At 52.0% G+C, this 17,513-nt stretch carries 19 protein-coding genes; 10 read left to right on the top strand and 9 right to left on the bottom strand.

What is annotated here, in order from left to right; genetic code table 11:
• Window positions 1-128: 128 nt before the first annotated feature.
• Window positions 129-1,808: an energy-dependent translational throttle protein EttA gene (gene ettA / locus J0A68_RS12170; RefSeq protein ID WP_206578483.1), complete on the bottom strand. Its 1,680-nt coding sequence runs from the start codon at window positions 1,806-1,808 to the stop codon at window positions 129-131.
• A 130-nt stretch (window positions 1,809-1,938) separates the two neighbouring features.
• Between ettA and J0A68_RS12175 the strand changes: the two genes are divergently transcribed.
• Both J0A68_RS12175 and J0A68_RS12180 read left to right on the top strand, forming a co-directional pair.
• Window positions 1,939-3,189: a DUF349 domain-containing protein gene (locus J0A68_RS12175; RefSeq protein WP_206578484.1), complete on the top strand. Its 1,251-nt coding sequence runs from the start codon at window positions 1,939-1,941 to the stop codon at window positions 3,187-3,189.
• A 74-nt stretch (window positions 3,190-3,263) separates the two neighbouring features.
• Window positions 3,264-3,485, top strand: coding sequence for a DUF2795 domain-containing protein (locus tag J0A68_RS12180; RefSeq protein WP_026952747.1), 222 nt, complete (start codon window positions 3,264-3,266; stop codon window positions 3,483-3,485).
• A 99-nt stretch (window positions 3,486-3,584) separates the two neighbouring features.
• On the opposite strand, the gene J0A68_RS12185 is transcribed toward J0A68_RS12180, so the two are convergent.
• From J0A68_RS12185 to queA, 5 genes are all read right to left on the bottom strand, one after another.
• Complete coding sequence (locus J0A68_RS12185; RefSeq protein WP_206578485.1) at window positions 3,585-4,316, bottom strand: LytR/AlgR family response regulator transcription factor; 732 nt, start codon at window positions 4,314-4,316, stop codon at window positions 3,585-3,587.
• Window positions 4,313-5,266, bottom strand: coding sequence for a sensor histidine kinase (locus tag J0A68_RS12190; protein WP_236025557.1), 954 nt, complete (start codon window positions 5,264-5,266; stop codon window positions 4,313-4,315). Before J0A68_RS12190 ends, J0A68_RS12185 begins: the two co-directional genes overlap by 4 nt.
• Window positions 5,267-5,386: 120 nt before the next feature.
• Complete coding sequence (locus J0A68_RS12195; RefSeq protein WP_206578486.1) at window positions 5,387-6,232, bottom strand: LiaF transmembrane domain-containing protein; 846 nt, start codon at window positions 6,230-6,232, stop codon at window positions 5,387-5,389.
• 141 nt (window positions 6,233-6,373) lie between these two features.
• On the bottom strand, window positions 6,374-7,048 hold the full coding sequence (locus J0A68_RS12200) for a 2-C-methyl-D-erythritol 4-phosphate cytidylyltransferase (RefSeq protein WP_206578487.1): 675 nt from the start codon (window positions 7,046-7,048) through the stop codon (window positions 6,374-6,376).
• Between the two features lie 112 nt (window positions 7,049-7,160).
• Window positions 7,161-8,210, bottom strand: coding sequence for a tRNA preQ1(34) S-adenosylmethionine ribosyltransferase-isomerase QueA (gene queA / locus J0A68_RS12205; RefSeq protein WP_206578488.1), 1,050 nt, complete (start codon window positions 8,208-8,210; stop codon window positions 7,161-7,163).
• A 127-nt stretch (window positions 8,211-8,337) separates the two neighbouring features.
• On the opposite strand from queA, the gene J0A68_RS12210 reads away from it, so the two are divergent.
• Window positions 8,338-9,585: an ABC transporter permease gene (locus tag J0A68_RS12210; RefSeq protein WP_206578489.1), complete on the top strand. Its 1,248-nt coding sequence runs from the start codon at window positions 8,338-8,340 to the stop codon at window positions 9,583-9,585.
• Between the two features lie 63 nt (window positions 9,586-9,648).
• Here the strand turns inward: J0A68_RS12210 and recA are convergent, their stop codons facing one another.
• Window positions 9,649-10,677, bottom strand: a complete 1,029-nt coding sequence (gene recA / locus J0A68_RS12215; protein ID WP_206578490.1) for a recombinase RecA — start codon at window positions 10,675-10,677, stop codon at window positions 9,649-9,651.
• A gap of 181 nt (window positions 10,678-10,858) precedes the next feature.
• On the opposite strand from recA, the gene J0A68_RS12220 reads away from it, so the two are divergent.
• The 3 genes from J0A68_RS12220 (at window position 10,859) to J0A68_RS12230 (ending at window position 13,561) form a co-directional block, all read left to right on the top strand.
• Window positions 10,859-11,647 (top strand): DUF3108 domain-containing protein, encoded by a 789-nt coding sequence (locus tag J0A68_RS12220; protein ID WP_206578491.1) that lies wholly within the window; start codon window positions 10,859-10,861, stop codon window positions 11,645-11,647.
• Window positions 11,648-11,799: 152 nt separating this feature from the next.
• Window positions 11,800-12,489 (top strand): response regulator transcription factor, encoded by a 690-nt coding sequence (locus J0A68_RS12225; protein ID WP_206578492.1) that lies wholly within the window; start codon window positions 11,800-11,802, stop codon window positions 12,487-12,489.
• Between the two features lies 1 nt (window position 12,490).
• The gene (locus J0A68_RS12230; RefSeq protein ID WP_206578493.1) at window positions 12,491-13,561 is read left to right on the top strand and encodes a sensor histidine kinase; all 1,071 of its coding nucleotides are present in this window, start codon (window positions 12,491-12,493) and stop codon (window positions 13,559-13,561) included.
• Window positions 13,562-13,566: 5 nt separating this feature from the next.
• Here J0A68_RS12230 and J0A68_RS12235 read toward each other — a convergent pair whose 3' ends face one another.
• Both J0A68_RS12235 and J0A68_RS12240 read right to left on the bottom strand, forming a co-directional pair.
• On the bottom strand, window positions 13,567-13,950 hold the full coding sequence (locus J0A68_RS12235; protein ID WP_206578494.1) for a DUF3037 domain-containing protein: 384 nt from the start codon (window positions 13,948-13,950) through the stop codon (window positions 13,567-13,569).
• Complete coding sequence (locus J0A68_RS12240; protein WP_206578495.1) at window positions 13,928-14,731, bottom strand: HipA family kinase; 804 nt, start codon at window positions 14,729-14,731, stop codon at window positions 13,928-13,930. The genes J0A68_RS12235 and J0A68_RS12240 overlap by 23 nt, the downstream gene beginning before the upstream one ends.
• A gap of 168 nt (window positions 14,732-14,899) precedes the next feature.
• On the opposite strand from J0A68_RS12240, the gene J0A68_RS12245 reads away from it, so the two are divergent.
• From J0A68_RS12245 to rpsB, 4 genes are all read left to right on the top strand, one after another.
• Complete coding sequence (locus J0A68_RS12245) at window positions 14,900-15,610, top strand: RluA family pseudouridine synthase (RefSeq protein ID WP_206578496.1); 711 nt, start codon at window positions 14,900-14,902, stop codon at window positions 15,608-15,610.
• A 172-nt stretch (window positions 15,611-15,782) separates the two neighbouring features.
• A complete protein-coding gene (gene rplM / locus J0A68_RS12250) occupies window positions 15,783-16,226 on the top strand; it encodes a 50S ribosomal protein L13 (RefSeq protein WP_206578497.1) in 444 nt (147 codons plus the stop codon).
• An 11-nt stretch (window positions 16,227-16,237) separates the two neighbouring features.
• A complete protein-coding gene (gene rpsI / locus J0A68_RS12255) occupies window positions 16,238-16,624 on the top strand; it encodes a 30S ribosomal protein S9 (protein ID WP_206578498.1) in 387 nt (128 codons plus the stop codon).
• Between the two features lie 38 nt (window positions 16,625-16,662).
• On the top strand, window positions 16,663-17,424 hold the full coding sequence (gene rpsB, locus J0A68_RS12260; RefSeq protein ID WP_206578499.1) for a 30S ribosomal protein S2: 762 nt from the start codon (window positions 16,663-16,665) through the stop codon (window positions 17,422-17,424).
• Window positions 17,425-17,513 lie beyond the last annotated feature (89 nt).

Here is a 17,513-nt window from a genome sequence, read left to right on the forward strand (position 1 = left end):
TTGTTTCTACCACCGAAAAGAAAAGTTATGCTAGGAGTCTCGGCCTTTTCCTAGCAAAAGAAAAAACCTCCGAAGTCTATCCGACTCCGGAGGTTTTCAGCTTTCTGACTTTAACCTTCTCTTTGGGACTATTTCAGATTTTTATATCGGATTCGCTTCGGAGCGACATCGCCCAGGCGCTTCTTCTTGCTTTCCTCGTAGTCGGAGAAGTTGCCCTCAAACCATACGACTTGTGAATCTCCCTCAAAGGCCAAGATGTGGGTACAGATCCTATCCAGAAACCAACGGTCGTGGGAAATCACCACGGCGCAGCCCCCGAAGTTTTCCAGCGCTTCCTCCAGAGCCCGAAGCGTGTTCACGTCGAGGTCGTTGGTAGGTTCGTCAAGGAGGAGCAAGTTACCGCCTTCCTTGAGCATCATGGCCAGATGAACCCGGTTGCGCTCACCACCGGAAAGCACGCCGACTTTTTTCTCCTGATCCGAGCCTGCAAAGTTGAACTTGGAAACGTAGGCCCTGGCATTGACTTCCTTATTGCCCAGCTTCATCAGCTCGTTGCCGCCGGAAATGATCTGATAGACGGTCTTGTTGGGATCCAAGCCACCGTGCTCTTGGTCCACGTAGGCCAGCTGCACGGTCTCTCCCACCTCAAAATTGCCGGAATCGGGCTTTTCCTGCCCGGTGATCAGCTTGAAGAGGGTACTTTTACCGGCTCCGTTTGGCCCTATCACGCCAACGATCCCACCCTGCGGCAGGGAAAAGCTCAGGTTTTCAAAAAGCAGCTTGTCGCCGTAGGCCTTGGACACGCCATTCACCTCGATGACTTTGGCTCCCAAACGTGGCCCTGGCGGAATGAACAGTTCAAGTTTGGCTTCTTTCTCTCTCGCTTCTTCTCCGACCAACTTGTCGTAAGCGTTCAGACGAGCCTTGCCTTTGGACTGGCGAGCCTTGGGAGACATGCGAATCCATTCCAATTCCCGCTCCAGGGTCTTCTGGCGCTTGGATTCGGTCTTTTCCTCCTGCTTCAGGCGGTTTTGCTTCTGCTCCAGCCAAGAGGAATAGTTGCCTTTCCAGGGAATGCCTTCGCCTCTGTCCAGCTCGAGAATCCATCCAGCCACGTTGTCCAGGAAGTATCGGTCGTGGGTCACGGCGATGACCGTGCCTTTGTAGTTTTGCAGGTGTTGCTCCAGCCAGTGGACGGACTCGGCATCCAGGTGGTTGGTAGGTTCGTCAAGCAGCAATACGTCCGGCTCTTGAAGGAGCAGACGACAAAGCGCCACGCGTCTTTTTTCCCCACCGGACAGGTGTGCCACGTTGGCATCCGCAGGAGGGAGGCGAAGCGCGTCCATCGCCTTGTCCAGCATTACATCCAGTTCCCAGGCATTGACGGCGTCCAGCTTTTCCTGCACCTCGCCCTGTCTGAGGATGAGCTTATCCATGGCGTTGGGATCTTCCATGATCTCGGGATCCATGAATTTTTCATTGATCTGGTCAAACTCACGGAGCAATGCCACTGTCTCAGCGACGGCTTCCTCCACGACTTCCTTCACGGTCTTCGTAGGGTCGAGCTGGGGCTCCTGCTCCAGCATGCCGACGCTGTAGCCAGGAGACCAGACTACCTCGCCGAGGAATTCCTTGTCCAGCCCGGCGATGATTTTGAGCAAAGACGACTTACCGGAGCCATTCAGACCGAGTACGCCGATTTTGGCACCATAGAAAAACGAGAGATATATATCCTTTAAGACTTTCTTTTGAGGGGGGTAGACTTTCGAAACCCCGGCCATGGAAAAGATGATTTTTTCTGCACTCATGCTTATATTTTAATCGTTTAGAAACCTGTTGGGCAAGATGGCAAAAATATACCTTTCTTAGGATAAGTGAGGGCTAAATGATTATTTTGCGAAAAATTGGAAACGACCACCTATAACCTATTGCATTGAAATGGAGCATCCTTATGGATATATCAAGGACAACAAAGTCTATTTGAAGGGATTTCTCGGAAAGGAAGACCGGGAGATCGGAGAAGTAAAGGAAGACGAAGCCTCCACCATCAGCTATTTCGAAGCTCGCTTTGAGCAAATCAAAGATAAAGTAGCCAAACTTAAATCAGACATCGAGGAAAACCAAAACAAGGGTTCCTTCCTCATGAAGCTGATCCACCTGCGCGACTCCCTGTATGAATCCGACGCCTTGGGGGACTTCATTCCCCTGATCGAGACGCTCAACGAGCAGGAGGCATTTCTGAACGAAATCATCCAGGTCAATCGGGCAAAGAACCTCGAGGTGAAAAAAGCCCTCATCCTCGAAGCGGAAGCGAAACGGGACGATACCGACTGGAAGCCCACCGCGGAGTTTTTCAAGGAGCTGAAAATGCGCTGGATCAAGACTGGACCCGTGGAAAAAGAACTCCACGAAGAGCTGGAAAACGAGTTCAACGATTCCATCCAGACCTTCTTCGAAAACAGACGCCACTTCTACGAAGGCCTTGCCCTACAAGCGGAGGAAAACATCAAGGTGTACGAAGCGCTGGTCGTCCAGGCTAGGGAAGCGCATGACCTGCCGGACGCCAAGATGGCCTTTGACATCTCCAAGCGCATCCAGAAAGAGTGGAAGGAAGCCGGAAAAGTACCCGCCGAAAAACGCCAGCCCCTTTGGGATGAGTTTTCGAAGCTGAACAACCGGATTTTCTCCCGCTACAAGCGCACGCTGAACCCCGGCCCGAGCATGCATCCCCGCGAAGTACTCCGCAAGATCGAGGGCATGGTGGACGAGCTCAAGAAAATGGCCCACCAGCCTACCGGGCCTGCGATCACCCAGCGGGCCAAGGCCATACAGGAAGACTGGAAAAAACTTCCGGCGCACAAGCCCAAGGAGGCAAACCTGCCGGCGAGATCCTATCAGTTTTTCATGGACATTATTTTCGAAAAAGCCTTTCTCGAAAAACTCGCCCACGGCAAGCATCCGGGATTTGAAGCGATGCCTCTGCAGGAGCAAAACCAGATTAAGTCAGGGATTCTCAAGGACTTACTACACAGAGACCAGGGAGAGCTCGACACCATGCAGAACAATTCGGACAACTTCCGTGTTCAGACCCCGGATTTCCAGATGATGATGCGGAAAAAGTTGTCTGGGCTCAAGCGGAAAGTAGACGTAAAAAACTATATTTTGAAGCAACTTTCTCCTCGTATTTGAGTAGAAACTACTTATTCAAAAAATCACTAATCTTGCACCTTTAAAAATTCCGGAACAAATTTAAAATAAACACTATGTACTGGACACTTGAACTCGCATCCTACCTAGAGGATGCTCCCTGGCCAGCGACCAAGGATGAGCTGATCGACTATGCCATCCGCTCCGGCGCCCCACTTGAAGTGGTGGAAAATCTCCAAGAGCTCGAAGACGACGGTGAGCCATACGAGACGATCGAGGAGATCTGGCCCGACTATCCGACCAAGGATGACTTCTTCTTCAACGAGGACGAATATTAAAAACCAAAAAAGCCCCGCCCCGATAGCTATCAGGCGGGGCTTTTTCGTTTTGGCAAGCAGCCCTCCAAGGGTTTTGAACCCTTGGAGGGCTCACCCCACTCACAACCCGAGCACCTGCCTCAGCCGCGCATAGCCGGTCTTGCTCACGGGAATCTGCTCCCCGCCCCGCAACTTCACCAGATAGGTATCCCGCTCGTAGGGCTCGATGCCGGTGATCCCGTTGAGATTGATGATAAAGGAGCGATGCACCCGCGCAAACTTCCCCGCATCGAGACTTTCTTCCAGCGCTTTCATGGTCATTTTTTTCAGGTATTTGCCCCCAGAGGTATGGATCGCCACGTAGTCGTCTTCCGCCTCAAAGTAGTTTACCTCCTGCACCGGAATGATCTTGATGTCGTTTTTGACCCGCACCACGAGCCGATTGCTTTTCTCCGCCAGCTGGCCAAGCGCTTGGTTTTCCTCCGCATCGTGTTCCCTTTCGCCCATCTCCAAAAACCGCTCAATCGCCTGCTTAAACCTCGCCTGCGAAAAGGGCTTCAACAGGTAGTCCAAAGCCTTGGCATCAAAGGCCTTCAGCGCGTACTGGTCAAAAGCCGTGGTAAAGATCACCGCAGGCGGCTCATCCAGCAGCTCCAGCATCTCAAAGCCCGTGATCTTGGGCATCTGTACATCGAGAAAAATCAGATCCGGCTGATGCTGCTGTATGGCCTTTAGCCCTTGGAATCCATCTTGGCACATTTCCACCACTTCAAACTGCGGAAAGTCCCCAAGGTATTCCTTGACTATCCCCGCGGCCAGGGGTTCATCGTCTATGATTAGGGTTTTGATCATTGGTACTGGGGGATTTTGAGTGTCACGCGAAAGAGTCCGTCGGAAGCCTCTGTACTCAGCAGGTCTTTTCTTCCAAAAAGCAGGTACAGCCTTCGCTCCACGGAGCTGAGGCCAAAGCCCGTCCCCTCCGGCACAGCAGCCTCCGCGTCAAAGGGGTTGCTGATCTCAAGGGCGAGATAGTTCTCCTGTCTCTCGCACTTCAGGTCTATTCTCACCGAACCGGTCATGCCATACAGTCCGTGTTTGATGGCGTTTTCGACCAAAGGCTGGATCAGGAGCTGGGGGATCTTGACCGTCTCCAGCTCGGGCTCCACCTCAAAGTCCACCTGCAGGCGATGTCCAAAGCGCACCCGCTCGATATCCAGGTACATCCTGAGGTAGTTCAGCTCCTCGCTGAGGGGAATCCAGCTCTTGGAGTCCTTGCGGATCGTCCCGCGGAGGAATTCGGACAGCTGCAGGACCATCTCCCTGGCCTTGTGGGGCTGGGAGGCCACCAAGGCACTGATGGAATTGAGGCTATTGAAGAGAAAATGCGGCTGAAGCTGCTGCCGGAGCTGGGCGAGCTCCGCGTCTTTGGACAGCTGGAGCATCTGGGACTCCCGTTGGTTGAGCTGGTTTTGGTCTTCGAGCCTGGAAGCGAGCAGGGAAAGCATCGCCCACAGGACCTCCACGCCCGCCAGCATCGCCTCCCTGAGGTAAACCGTCTTTTCCAAAAAAAACAGGTACTCCGCCTCGTCAGCATACCACCAGGCCAAGAGATACCGGTGGCCCACCACGCCGAGCACACTCAGCATCAGCGGCACTCCGAAAATCTGCCCCAGGTTTTCCTTTTTGGGCAGAAAGTAGCCAAACATGCTGTGGATGACGGAGAGCCCCACCATCAGCATCAAGCCAAAAACAAAACTGTCCACACCGGCTACCTCCAGCTCCAAGCCATACTGAATCTGCAAAAGAAAACATCCCAAGGACCAAGCTAGCCCGGCTCCTGGGATGATCCATTTTCCCCATTTGGGATTTGAAAACGCGTTGGTAAGCAAATTGGTAGCGATTCTAGTTGGTTATGAATGTCGTTAATAGGATTTGATTTCCAAACCTCCGAAGAGGATCGTCCCTTTCAGCACGACCACTTTGTTGGCATCGACCCCTCCATCGCGGAAGAAGCGCTTGTCTTCCAGCCCGGCGGCGATGTTGGACACCTCGGTGCGGATATCCCAGTGCGGAGGCACGATCAGCTTCACTCCACCAAAGATGATATCCACTTGGATGGTCGCCACGCCGCTAAAGTCCGCTTGGCTCAAGTCTATGTCTGCGCCGCCAAAGGCCGCGGTAATTTTACCGCCCTGGAAATTTTTGGTCATCATCCGACGGTTTACGCCACTGAAGATCGCGTCGATATTCAGGGAATCGGCAAAGGAGGTTCCCGTGGTACGGGTAAAGCCGCTCCCCTCGCCTGAGGCCTTCGACTCCGAAGCCTTGGACTCATCCACGATCTTGGCATCTTCCACGGAGGAAGAAAATGCGCTCATTTGGCTTTTCTTGTCCTTCTGCTTGGTTTCCCAATTGCTGCGGATTTCGTCCAAGACCTGGTTTTCCCTTCGCTTATGTACGATCAGGTACACTCCCAGCGCGATCAGTCCCAAGGGCCACACGTATTGCCCGATGCCGAAGTCGAGGCCAAATTCGTTTCTCGCCAGAAAGTAAGTACCCAAAAAAAGCATCAGGAACCCAAAGAATGTCTTGAACTCGTGCTTGATCAGGGAGAAAAGCCCGATCACGATCAGGATCATCGGCCAGGTGAGTATCCAGCTGGGGATGAAAAAGCCGACTTTTCGGAGCAACAAAATGACGCCTATGCCCAGGATGATAAACCCGAAGGCTATGCTCCCGTCGTTGTTTGATTTTCTAAGTTTATTCATGGCTTGCTGTGTTAAAGTTGATGATCAAAAGTACAGCGGCACCATTTCATGAAGAAGAACGGATAGGCGGGCTCGGGAAAAAGTCGGTGAAGGCGGAGAAAAGGTCGGTGAAATCGCAGGGCCAAATTTCACCGATGCGTCCTAACGGCGGGAAAGCAGGAATTCGGCGTACTCCAGGTCCTCTCGCGTGGTAATCTTGATGTTTTCGATATTACCTTCGATCAGGGTCACCCCCCAGCCCTGGTACTCATACACGGTGGCATCGTCGGTGAATTGGGCAAGCTCTTCCACCAGGAATGCCTCTTTGATTTTCCCGACCTGGAATGTCTGCGGAGTCTGCACGAGGCGGAAACCACTTCTGTCTTGGAAGGCACTTCTCCCGTCTACATCGACTTTGCGCAGCGAGTCCTTCAGCGCGACCACCGGAATAGCGCTTCCTGATTTTTCTGCTTCCCAAAAGCTTGTCTGGATGACTTCTTTTGACACAAAAGGCCTCACCCCGTCATGTATCGCCACCAGCTCCGTAGCAAGGGGTAGTTTTGCAAGGCCGTTTCTCACGGATTGGAATCTGCTCTCGCCTCCTGCCACCAGCTCGTGCGGGAGAGAAAATTGACACTCTTCACAAAGCTTTTTCCAAAAAGAAAAGTCTCCACCCGGCAATACCAGCACCAGCAATATCCCCGGCTCCGCCTCGGCAAAGGCCTGAAGGGTATGCATGAGCACCGGCTTGCCGCCGATAGGCAGGTATTGCTTGGACACGGATCCTCCCATGCGGGTTCCTTTGCCCCCAGCTACGAGAATTGCAGCTTTTCTCATTTTTCTGTTGTTGAAACTAATCCAGCCCACCTCCCAGGCAGGCTAGCCATTCGAATCGTAAAGGCATAAAAAAGCCCGCCCCGATAGCTATCGGGGCGGGCCTCGGTTCCTTTTAGAGGATCAGCATCGCGTCTCCGTAGGAGAAGAAGCGGTACTTTTCCTTGATGGCCTCTTTGTAGGCTTTCATGATCAAATCATATCCACCAAAAGCTGACGCTGTCATCAGCAGCGTGGACTCCGGCAGGTGGAAGTTGGTGATCAGCGCGTTGGCGATCTTAAATTCATAAGGCGGGATGATGAACTTGTCCGTCCATCCGCTGCTCGCCTTGAGTCTGCCTCCGGCGGTGACAGAGGACTCGATGGTCTTCAGGGAGGTCGTCCCTACAGCCACCACGCGCTTTTTGGCATCCAGGGCAGCATTGACCAAGTCAACGGTCTTGTCCGGAATATTGTAGTTTTCCGAGTCCATCTTGTGCTTGGTCAGGTCTTCCACATCCACTTGGCGGAAAGTACCCAAACCCACGTGCAGTGTGATCGGGCTCACTTCCACTCCTTTGAGCTCAAGTCTTTTCAGCAGTTGGGGAGTAAAGTGCAAGCCTGCGGTGGGAGCGGCTACTGCACCTACATTCTTCGCAAAAACAGTCTGATAGCGCTCTCTGTCTTCCGGCTCGATCTTCCGCTCGATGATCTCCTTCAAAAGCGGGGTCTCGCCCAGCGTGTCGATGGTTTTTTCAAACTCCTCCTGATTGCCGTCAAACAAAAATCGGATGGTTCGCCCACGGGAAGTAGTATTGTCGATGACCTCGGCGACCAGGTCGCTGTCACCAAAATAAAGCTTGTTGCCCACGCGGATTTTTCGGGCTGGATCTACCAGCACGTCCCAAAGCCTAAGCTCCGGGTTGAGTTCCCTCAGCAGGAACACCTCGATCTTCGCTCCGGTCTTTTCCTTGTTGCCATACAGCCTTGCGGGAAAGACTTTGGTATCATTGGTCACAAATACGTCTCCGTCTTCGAAGTACTCCAAGACGTCTTTGAATATTCGATGCTCGATCTGACCAGTCTTGCGATGAACCACCATCAGGCGGGAATCATCACGGTTTTCGGTAGGATAAAGGGAAATTAATTTCTTGGGGACGTCAAATTTGAAGTCTGATAATTTCATATTGGAGCTTTAGGAGTCTTACTCGATAATGTAACGCTGTGATTTACTTTAAAAAATGCAAAGTTAATAACAATAATGCCCAAATTCAGCTAACTTGACAAATTGTTTTAAACCAACTACCTGACGTATGCTGTTTTTCCAATTGACCTGGGAAAGTTTTCGCTTCGCCATCACCGCCCTCAAATCCAACCTGACGCGGACCATCTTATCCCTGTTGGGCGTCACGGTAGGTATTTTTGCCATCATCGCGGTTTTTACACTGGTGGATTCCCTGGAGGGAAAGATCAAGTCCTCTTTTGCTTTCCTGGGGACAAACGTCATGCGGGTAGACCGATTCCCCTTTGCCAGCGGGCCCCAGGACTACCCTTGGTGGAAGTATTTCAGAAGGCCTCCAGGCACTTTTGCAGAGTACAAGTTTATCCAGCAAAGGCTCAAAAACGCCGAAGGAGTGACCATCTCTGCGTCAGCGACCGCTACGATCCAGGCCGGCAGCAATGCCTTTGAAGGGATGGCCTTGACCGGAGTTGCCTACACTTATTCCGATGTGTACGAGGTAGCCCTGGAGGAGGGGCGCTACTTCTCCGAATCAGAAATCAACGCTTCCCGGAATCTGGCAATTTTGGGCAAAAAAATCGCCAATACACTCTACCCCAACCAGCCTCCCATAGGAAAGGAAGTCAAGATCAAGGGGATGAAATTCACCATCATCGGCATCTTCGAAGAGGAAGGTGAGGGCTTCTTGGACTTGCCCTCCAAGGATGAGGCCTGCCTGATTCCCTATGGCGCCTTCAACAAAATGTACTATACCGGCAGAAACGGGCTCGAGCCTACCATCGCCGCCAAGGGACTGGAGAGTGACATCGGCCTTGTCGCCCTGGAAAATGAGCTTACCGGCCTGATGAGGGCAAAAAGAGGCCTAAAACCGACGGAGGAAAACAACTTTTCCCTCAACAAGACCGAATTTATCCAAAACGCCATCGGGTCTATCTTTGACGTCATCTCTGTGGCAGGATGGGTGATCGGAGGCTTTTCCATTCTGGTGGGAGGCTTTGGCATCGCCAACATCATGTTTGTATCCGTTCGTGAACGTACCAATATCATCGGCATCCAGAAGTCCCTCGGGGCCAAAAACTACTTCATTCTCTTCCAGTTCCTCTTTGAGGCAGTCTGCCTGAGCTTGATCGGAGGCGGTACTGGGATTGTCCTGGTCTATCTCTTGAGCTTCGTCAACCTTGGCAGCCTCGAGCTGATCCTCTCACTCAAAAACATCATCCTCGGCTTGGGTGTATCCTCTATCATCGGAGTCGTGGCGGGGATCGTACCTGCCACTCTAGCCGCGAGAATGGATCCCGTGGAAGCGATCCGAACAGCCTAATAACACAACTGCATGTAACGAAAAAAGGAGGCATAGCCTCCTTTTTTCGTGATATACCATGTACTACTCCTCGACCGAAACGGCAGGTTCGGTAGGAAGCAGACCCGACGCAGCCTTGATTTTGGTCTCCAGCTCTTCCATGAGTTCTGGATTGTCCAGGATGAGATTCTTGACGGCATCGCGGCCCTGCCCCAGTTTTTCCCCGTTGTAGGAAAACCAAGAACCGGCCTTTTTGATGATTTCCAGCTCCACACCCAAGTCGATGATTTCGCCTACTTTGGAGATTCCCTGGCCATACATGATGTCAAACTCCACCACCTTGAACGGCGGCGCCACTTTGTTTTTCACCACTTTCACCCTCGTACGGTTTCCTAGGATGCTATCCGCACCCTCCTTGATCTGGCCTACTCGGCGGATATCCAGACGCACGGAAGCATAGAATTTCAAGGCGTTACCACCGGTGGTAGTCTCCGGGTTGCCAAACATCACCCCGATCTTTTCGCGAAGCTGGTTGATGAAGATACAGGCACAGCCCGTCTTGTTGATCGCGCCGGTGAGCTTGCGGAGCGCCTGGGACATCAATCGAGCCTGAAGGCCCATCTTGCTTTCGCCCATTTCGCCCTCGAGCTCTCCCTTGGGCACCAAGGCCGCCACGGAGTCGATCACGATGATGTCGATCGCGCCGGAGCGGATGAGGTGCTCGGCGATTTCCAAGGCCTGCTCCCCGTTGTCCGGCTGGGAGATCAGGAGGTTTTCGGTGTCGATGCCGAGTTTTTCGGCGTAGTTTTTGTCAAAAGCATGTTCTGCATCGATGAAAGCCGCCAATCCACCTGAGCGCTGCGCCTCGGCAATGCAGTGCATGGTGAGTGTCGTCTTACCGGAGGATTCGGGACCGTAGATCTCGATGACCCGGCCGCGCGGAATGCCCCCCACACCCAGGGCCATGTCCAAACCCAACGATCCAGTGGAAATCGCGGGAACATCCTGTACTTTATTATCGCTGAGCTTCATTACGGTACCTTTCCCGTAAGTTTTTTCCAGCTTGTCGATGGTAAGCTGCAAAGCTTTCAGTTTTTCTGCGTTATTACTCATGATTTCAAATTTGTAGAAGATTCAAATGTTGGTGAAATTAACGAAAGAACAAGGCATAACCAAGGTGGCCAACCCCATTGTTTCGGGGAGCCAAATTCGTATTTTTAATCCATCAAATGATCTTTTTTTACCCAATACCGCCACTGACCGTCGAAAATTGTCAGGTATTGTCAAGCATCAAATGAAAACAGCGTTTAGGATCTTTTTCCTCATTTTGGCGACTACCACGCTGGCGATCAGCCAAGAGGCCCCGAAAAACACCGCCTTTACCTTTGGCGAAGAGCTGCAGTTTGAGGTTTCCTACGGCTGGCTCAATCTCGCAGAGGCTAGGCTGCAGATCGGCAAGCGCGTCGTCCACGAGCAGTCCCGCCCCCACTTCAAGATCGACGCCTACGGCAAGACCAAGGGCGCCGCTACGATCTTTGGCCGGGTCAACGACAACTGGGGCACCCACATCGATACCAGCACACTCCTGCCCTCCCTCTCCTACCGGCATATCGAAGAGGGGAAATACCGCAAAAACGAAAAAGTCTATTTCGACCAGGAAAACCGAAAGGCAAGGATGGAGCTCTACGACCGGGACAACCGTACGCTGAAGGAGTCCAAGGAATTCAAGCTCCCCGGCAACGTGCAGGATCTGGTCAGTGGATTTTACTACCTGAGGTCGATGGATCTGACCAACCTGAAGAAGGGGCAGGCGATTTTGATCACCGGATTCTTTGACAAGGAAATATATAACCTAAAATTAATATACGAGGGGACGGAGCAGCTCGACACGGATCTGGGCGTGATGGACACCTACATCTTTTCCCCCCTTATCCCCCAAAACAAGCTGTTTCGCGGAGACTACCCGGTGAAAGTATGGGTCACTAAGGACCAGAATAAAATACCGGTAAAGATCAAAGCCAACCTCTTCATCGGCTCGCTCAACATCGACATCGCCTCGGCCAAGGGACTCAGAAACAAATAATTCACACTGGCTTAATGTTTGGCTAACTCAGGCTTCATCCTGCGCCTTGATTTCACGATTTTTTTATAAAAGTAGCCGCCGCCGCCAATGATTGTTTGGCGGCGATCCTCAAATATTCTGTAATTTTAACCGAACCTTAAAGCAATTCCTCGATGAGCGAAAAGCAAAAGATCAAGGTCTTGGTCGTGGACGACGAGCCAGACATTGTAGAGATCTTAAAGTACAACCTTCAGAAAGAAGGCTATGAGGTGGCGACAGCTGAAGACGGCATCAAGGCAGTCAAGACCGCCACCAAATTCCAACCAGATGTGATTTTGCTGGACATCATGATGCCCAATCAGGACGGCGTGGAGACCTGTCTCCAGATCCGCCAGATCCCTGAGCTCAAAAACACCTTCATCATCTTCCTCACTGCAAGGATGGAAGAATACTCGGAGGTGGCGGCATTCGACGTGGGCGCGGACGACTACATCACCAAGCCCATCAAGCCCCGGGCCCTGATGAGCCGCATCTCGGCGCTCTTCCGACGGGAGTCCAAAAAAGAGCAGGAGCAGACCCAAATCAAAATCAAAGACCTGACCATCGACCGCGGCAGCTACACCATCGACAAATCAGGCAAAACCATCACGCTTCCCAAGAAGGAGTTTGAACTCTTGTATTTCCTTGCCAAAAACCCTAATATGGTTTTTGGTAGAGATGAGCTCCTGCACAACATCTGGGGATCGGACGTGTTTGTTTTGGCCCGTACCGTCGACGTGCACATCCGCAAAGTCCGCGAGAAGATCGGCGAGGACTACATCTCTACTGTAAAAGGAGTAGGATACAAGTTCGATTTGGGATAAAATGCTGACCACTTCCAGGGGAATTTCTTTGATTTTGGCGATCGCCATATCGGTCCTCATGGCTGCGTTTCTATCCCTGATGCCCGAGGTGACTGCGCTCGTCTTGGTCGTCGCCTGCGGGCTCACCTTTTCGGTCTCCTACCTCCTGATCACGATCACCCTGGAGTTTTTGGTCTTTCGCGAGATCGGCAATATCTACGCGCTGCTGGAAAAAATCCAAAAGAAAGACCTCTCCGAAATCCAGGACAAGTCACTTCGGTCCTCCCTCTCCCCGCTCCGCAAGATCAACTCCGTGATCAACTCCTACGCCTTGGCGAGGCAAAAGGAGATCGACACGCTGCAGAAGACCGCGGAGTTTCGCAGGGAATTCATCGCGGACATTTCCCATGAGCTGAAGACGCCGATTTTCGCCACGCAGGGCTACATCCATACGCTTTTGGACGGAGCCATCGAGGACAAGCAGGTACGGATGAAATTCCTGAAGCGCGCCGCAAAAAGCCTCGACTCCCTCGACGTGCTCGTGCAGGATCTGCTCACCCTAAACCAGATGGAAAGTGGCGTGGTCAAGTTCAACTTTACCGACTTTGACCTCAAGGAACTGGTATTGGAAGTCGTCGAGCAGCTGGAGCACAAGGCCTCCAAACGGGAAGTGGCGCTGAAGCTGGAGTTTGACCCGGAGAAGACCTACATGACCCGGGCCGACCGCCCAAAGATCTACCGCGTCTGCCAAAACCTCATCTTCAACGCCGTCACCTACAACCACAACGGCGGGGAAGTCAAAATCTCCATCAAAACCCACAAAAACACCATCCAAGTAGAAGTCAAAGACGACGGTCAGGGCATTCCACCAGAGGATCTGAAGCGGATTTTTGAGCGATTCTATCGGGTGGAAAAAAGCCGATCCAAGGAAAAAGGCGGCACCGGCCTAGGCTTGGCCATCGTGAAGCACATCCTGGAAGGCCACAAAAGCAAAATCTCCGTCAGCTCCACCGTGGGCAAGGGGTCCATTTTCAGCTTTTCGCTGCCTCTGGAAAAGGAGAAAAAACCAAACGAGCAAGCCCTGCCAGCCTAGGCGGTTTAGCCCACGTAGTCCCGAAACAATTTTTCCAGCGTCTCTTGCAGATCGTCCGAAAATCCCCCATGCGGTCGCGAAGTCTGCAGCATGGAGCTGCGCACGGCGGTCAGCCAGCGGAACCGCGAAGCCGCGTCCTGCTGGGCGATGGGATTGCCCGTTTTTTCTCCCTTGCAAATCTTCTCGAAGGAGTCCAAATAGCACCGGAACAGCTCCAAATCCACTTCGGGATCGAGAGCCAGCAGCTTTGGCTCGGGAAGAAAGACCTTGCAGGCGAGGTAGTTTTCCCGCTTGCAGCACACGACCACGCCGACGTTGACAAACTCCTCGCGCTCCACGCGGGGCACCAGCCGGATCAAGGCATATTCAAATAAGTGCTTTCCTTGCATCGTTGGCTTCGTTTACAAACAGGGCTGAATTCTCCAGTCTTTTCATCAAAAATGCGGCATACACTTCCCGCGCTTCTTCAGCCGTCTCGGTATCGCGGGAGGCCAAGATCCATTCCTCTGGGATCATCTCCAGCACTTGGGCGATCAAGTCAGGCGTGATCAAGCTTTTCATTTCGGCATCCACCCGATCCAGCTCTGTGGCGCGGGGCAGCAGCACGTGGTCCTTCACCATCGCAAAAGGGCTGAGCGCATGCTTTTCCCAATTGTCCCATGAGTGGTGAAACAGAAACGCCGCGCCATGGTCAATGAGCCAAAGCTCCTTGTTCCAGATCAGCAGGTTGGTATTGCGGAAGGTACGGTCCACATTGGTGATCCAGGCATCAAACCACACAATGCGCGACGCGAGGTATTCATCTACCTGCGTAGCACCGGGATCGAAAGTCAAGGCTCGGGAAAGGAAGTGCAAGGCGAGATTCAAGCCTTGGCTGCTCTTGAGCAAGTCCTGGATCTCCTCGTCTCCCTCGGATCTGCCGAATGCTTCGTCCAGATTGGCAAAGACCAGCTCGGGCACTTTGAAGCCCAGCCTACGGGCCAGCTCTCCGCCGATCAGCTCCGCCACGAGCGCCTTTTCGCGCTGCCCGGCTCCCTTGAACTTGAGCACATAGCTAAACCCATCGTCTGCATCCGCCAGCGCTGGCAGCGAACCACCTTCGCGGAGCGGCATCACGTAGCGGGTGACATGGACCAGCCGGAGCGAGTCCTGAAATTTCGTTTCCTCCATTTTTCCAAAAAAGAAAACAAAGAAAGCCCGAAAACTCCAAACCCTGGTCATAGAATGGAAGGAATTGAGCCCAGCGGACAGGGCTGGCGTCGGCATTTCGGCTAAGATTTTTTTCCGACCGACAGATTCCCTACTTTTGCAGCCTCTATTGAAGAGGCAGGAGAATCCATGAAGAAAGTAGATTTTGAAAGTCTTATTCTGTTTGAAAACGCGGATTACCTGGTAATCAACAAGCCACCGTACCTGTCGAGCTTAGACGACCGGCACGAGGCGCAGAACATCCTAGACCTAGCCAAGGCACACACCCCCGATTCTCAGCTGTGCCATAGATTGGATAAGGAAACTTCGGGATGTCTGGTGATTGCCAAGAATCCAGAGGCCTACCGGCACTTGGCCATCCAGTTTGAAAACCGCAAAGTCGACAAGATCTACCATGCCGTCGTCGAGGGGATCAAGGAATTTGACCATCAGTTGGTCGACCGCAACCTCGCCGCCAGCAACAAGGGAATCGCCAAAGTCAGCAAAGACGGGAAGCCAGCCCAGACGGTCTTTCATACCTTGAAGACCTATTGGGCGCACACCCTGGTCGAGTGCAAGCCGATCACCGGCAGACTGCACCAGATCCGGGTTCACCTGGCCTACCTCAAGTCGCCGATCTGCGGGGACACGCTGTACGGGGGCAAGCCTTTGTACCTTTCTTCACTCAAGCGCCGCTTCAATCTCAAGAAGGACACCGAGGAGTTGCCGATCATGCAGCGGGTGTCTTTGCACGCGTACTGTATTGCCTTTGAGGGACTGGACGGCAGCCAGATCAAAGTGGAAGCCCCCTACCCAAAGGATTTTCAGGTGCTTGTCCTCCAGCTGGAGAAAAACGCCTAGTACGCAAGCAAAGACAGGAAACCAAATTTCCAGCGGCGAAAACTGCCTAACCTTATGAAAATTAGGGGATAGTATTGGAAATAGTTTGCATGAAAAATAAAATACTTCTATCTTTGTGTCCCTTTTTGGGGTCGATAAATAAATAACAAGCTAAAAATTAAACAGTTACACAGTGGATACTCTGAGCTATAAGACCATCTCAGCCAACGCCTCCACAGTAGAAAAGCAGTGGGTGGTAGTGGATGCCCAAGCTGCTATTCTCGGACGATTGGCTAGTGAGGTAGCAAAAATCTTGAGAGGAAAGACGAAGCCTAGCTTCACTCCTAACGTAGACTGCGGTGACAACGTCATCGTGATCAACGCAGACAAAGTCAGACTGACAGGTGACAAGTGGAACGCCAAAGTATATGTGCGCCACACCGGTTACCCAGGTGGACAGCGAATCTCTACCCCTAAATTGCTGAAGCAGAAGTCTTCCGCAATCCTGGTGGAGAAAGCTGTAAGAGGCATGTTGCCTAAGAACAGATTGGGAAGCAAGTTGTACGGCAACCTGTACGTGTACGAAGGTGCTGAGCACCCGCACGAGGCACAGCAGCCAAAAGCCATCACCCTTTAATCGCCTAAATCATGGAAATGATCAACAAAATCGGTAGAAGAAAGACCTCTGTAGCCCGTATCTACATGGCTCCAGGAAGTGGCAAGATCACCGTCAACAACCAAGCAATCGAAGTTTACTTCCCCTTTGACCTTCACCAGATCGTGGTAAAGCAGCCATTGACCCTCGTGGGCGTGGAAGGCAACTACGACGTGAACATCAATGTAGACGGCGGCGGGATCAAAGGACAGGCTGAAGCAGCCCGTATGGCGATCTCCAGAGCACTTTGCGAGTTTGATGCCGAACACAGACCAGCTCTGAAAAAAGAAGGTTTCCTTACCCGTGACCCTAGAATGGTCGAGCGTAAGAAGCCAGGACGTAGAAAAGCAAGAAGAAGATTCCAGTTCTCCAAGCGTTAATCGGAACCATCTTCATCCAATAGAAAACAATTACATTCATGTCAAAAATCGAATACAAAGACTTACTGGATGCTGGTGTCCACTTCGGACACTTAACGAGAAAGTGGGATCCAAGAATGGCTCCATATATCTTCATGGAGAAGAACGGTATCCACATTATCGACCTCAACAAAACGCTTGCTTGCCTCGAAGAAGCATCCAACGCAATCAAGCAAATCGTACGCTCCGGCAAAAAAGTGATGTTTGTCGCTACGAAAAAACAAGCCAAGGACCTGGTAGCTACCGAAGCTCAGCGTCTCAACATGCCTTACGTGACCGAAAGATGGTTGGGTGGTATGCTGACCAACTTCGCCACTATCCGTAAGTCCCTCAAGAAAATGTCAGGCCTTGAAAAACTGATGAAAGAGGACGCTTACAAAAACCTGGCGAAGAAAGAGCGCCTGATGGTAAGCCGTCAGAAAGACAAGATGGAAAGCGTATTGGGCGGTATTGCCGACCTGAGCAGACTTCCAGCGGCTCTTTTCGTAGTGGATATCAAACGAGAACACATCGCGATCGCCGAAGCTCAAAAGCTTGGTATCCCGGTTTTCGCCTTGGTAGATACGAACTCCAACCCGAACGAGGTGGACTTCCCTATCCCTGCCAATGACGATGCCTTCAAATCCGTTTCCTTGCTGGTAAAAGCATTTGGAGCAGCTATCGAAGAAGGTCTTTCTGAGCGTAAGAAAGACAAGGACGATGCTAAACTTTCTGAAGAGGAAGAAGCAAAAAGAGCTGTGGACGCTGAAACGCAGGACTAATCCACAATCGATTTGAAATAGGAAAATTGAACATCCGGCTCCGGTCGATGTTCAATTTTTTGTTTTACCTGACCAACGAACTATATCCC

The organism is Algoriphagus oliviformis (assembly GCF_017254915.1).
GTDB classification, from domain to species: Bacteria; Bacteroidota; Bacteroidia; order Cytophagales; family Cyclobacteriaceae; genus Algoriphagus; species Algoriphagus oliviformis.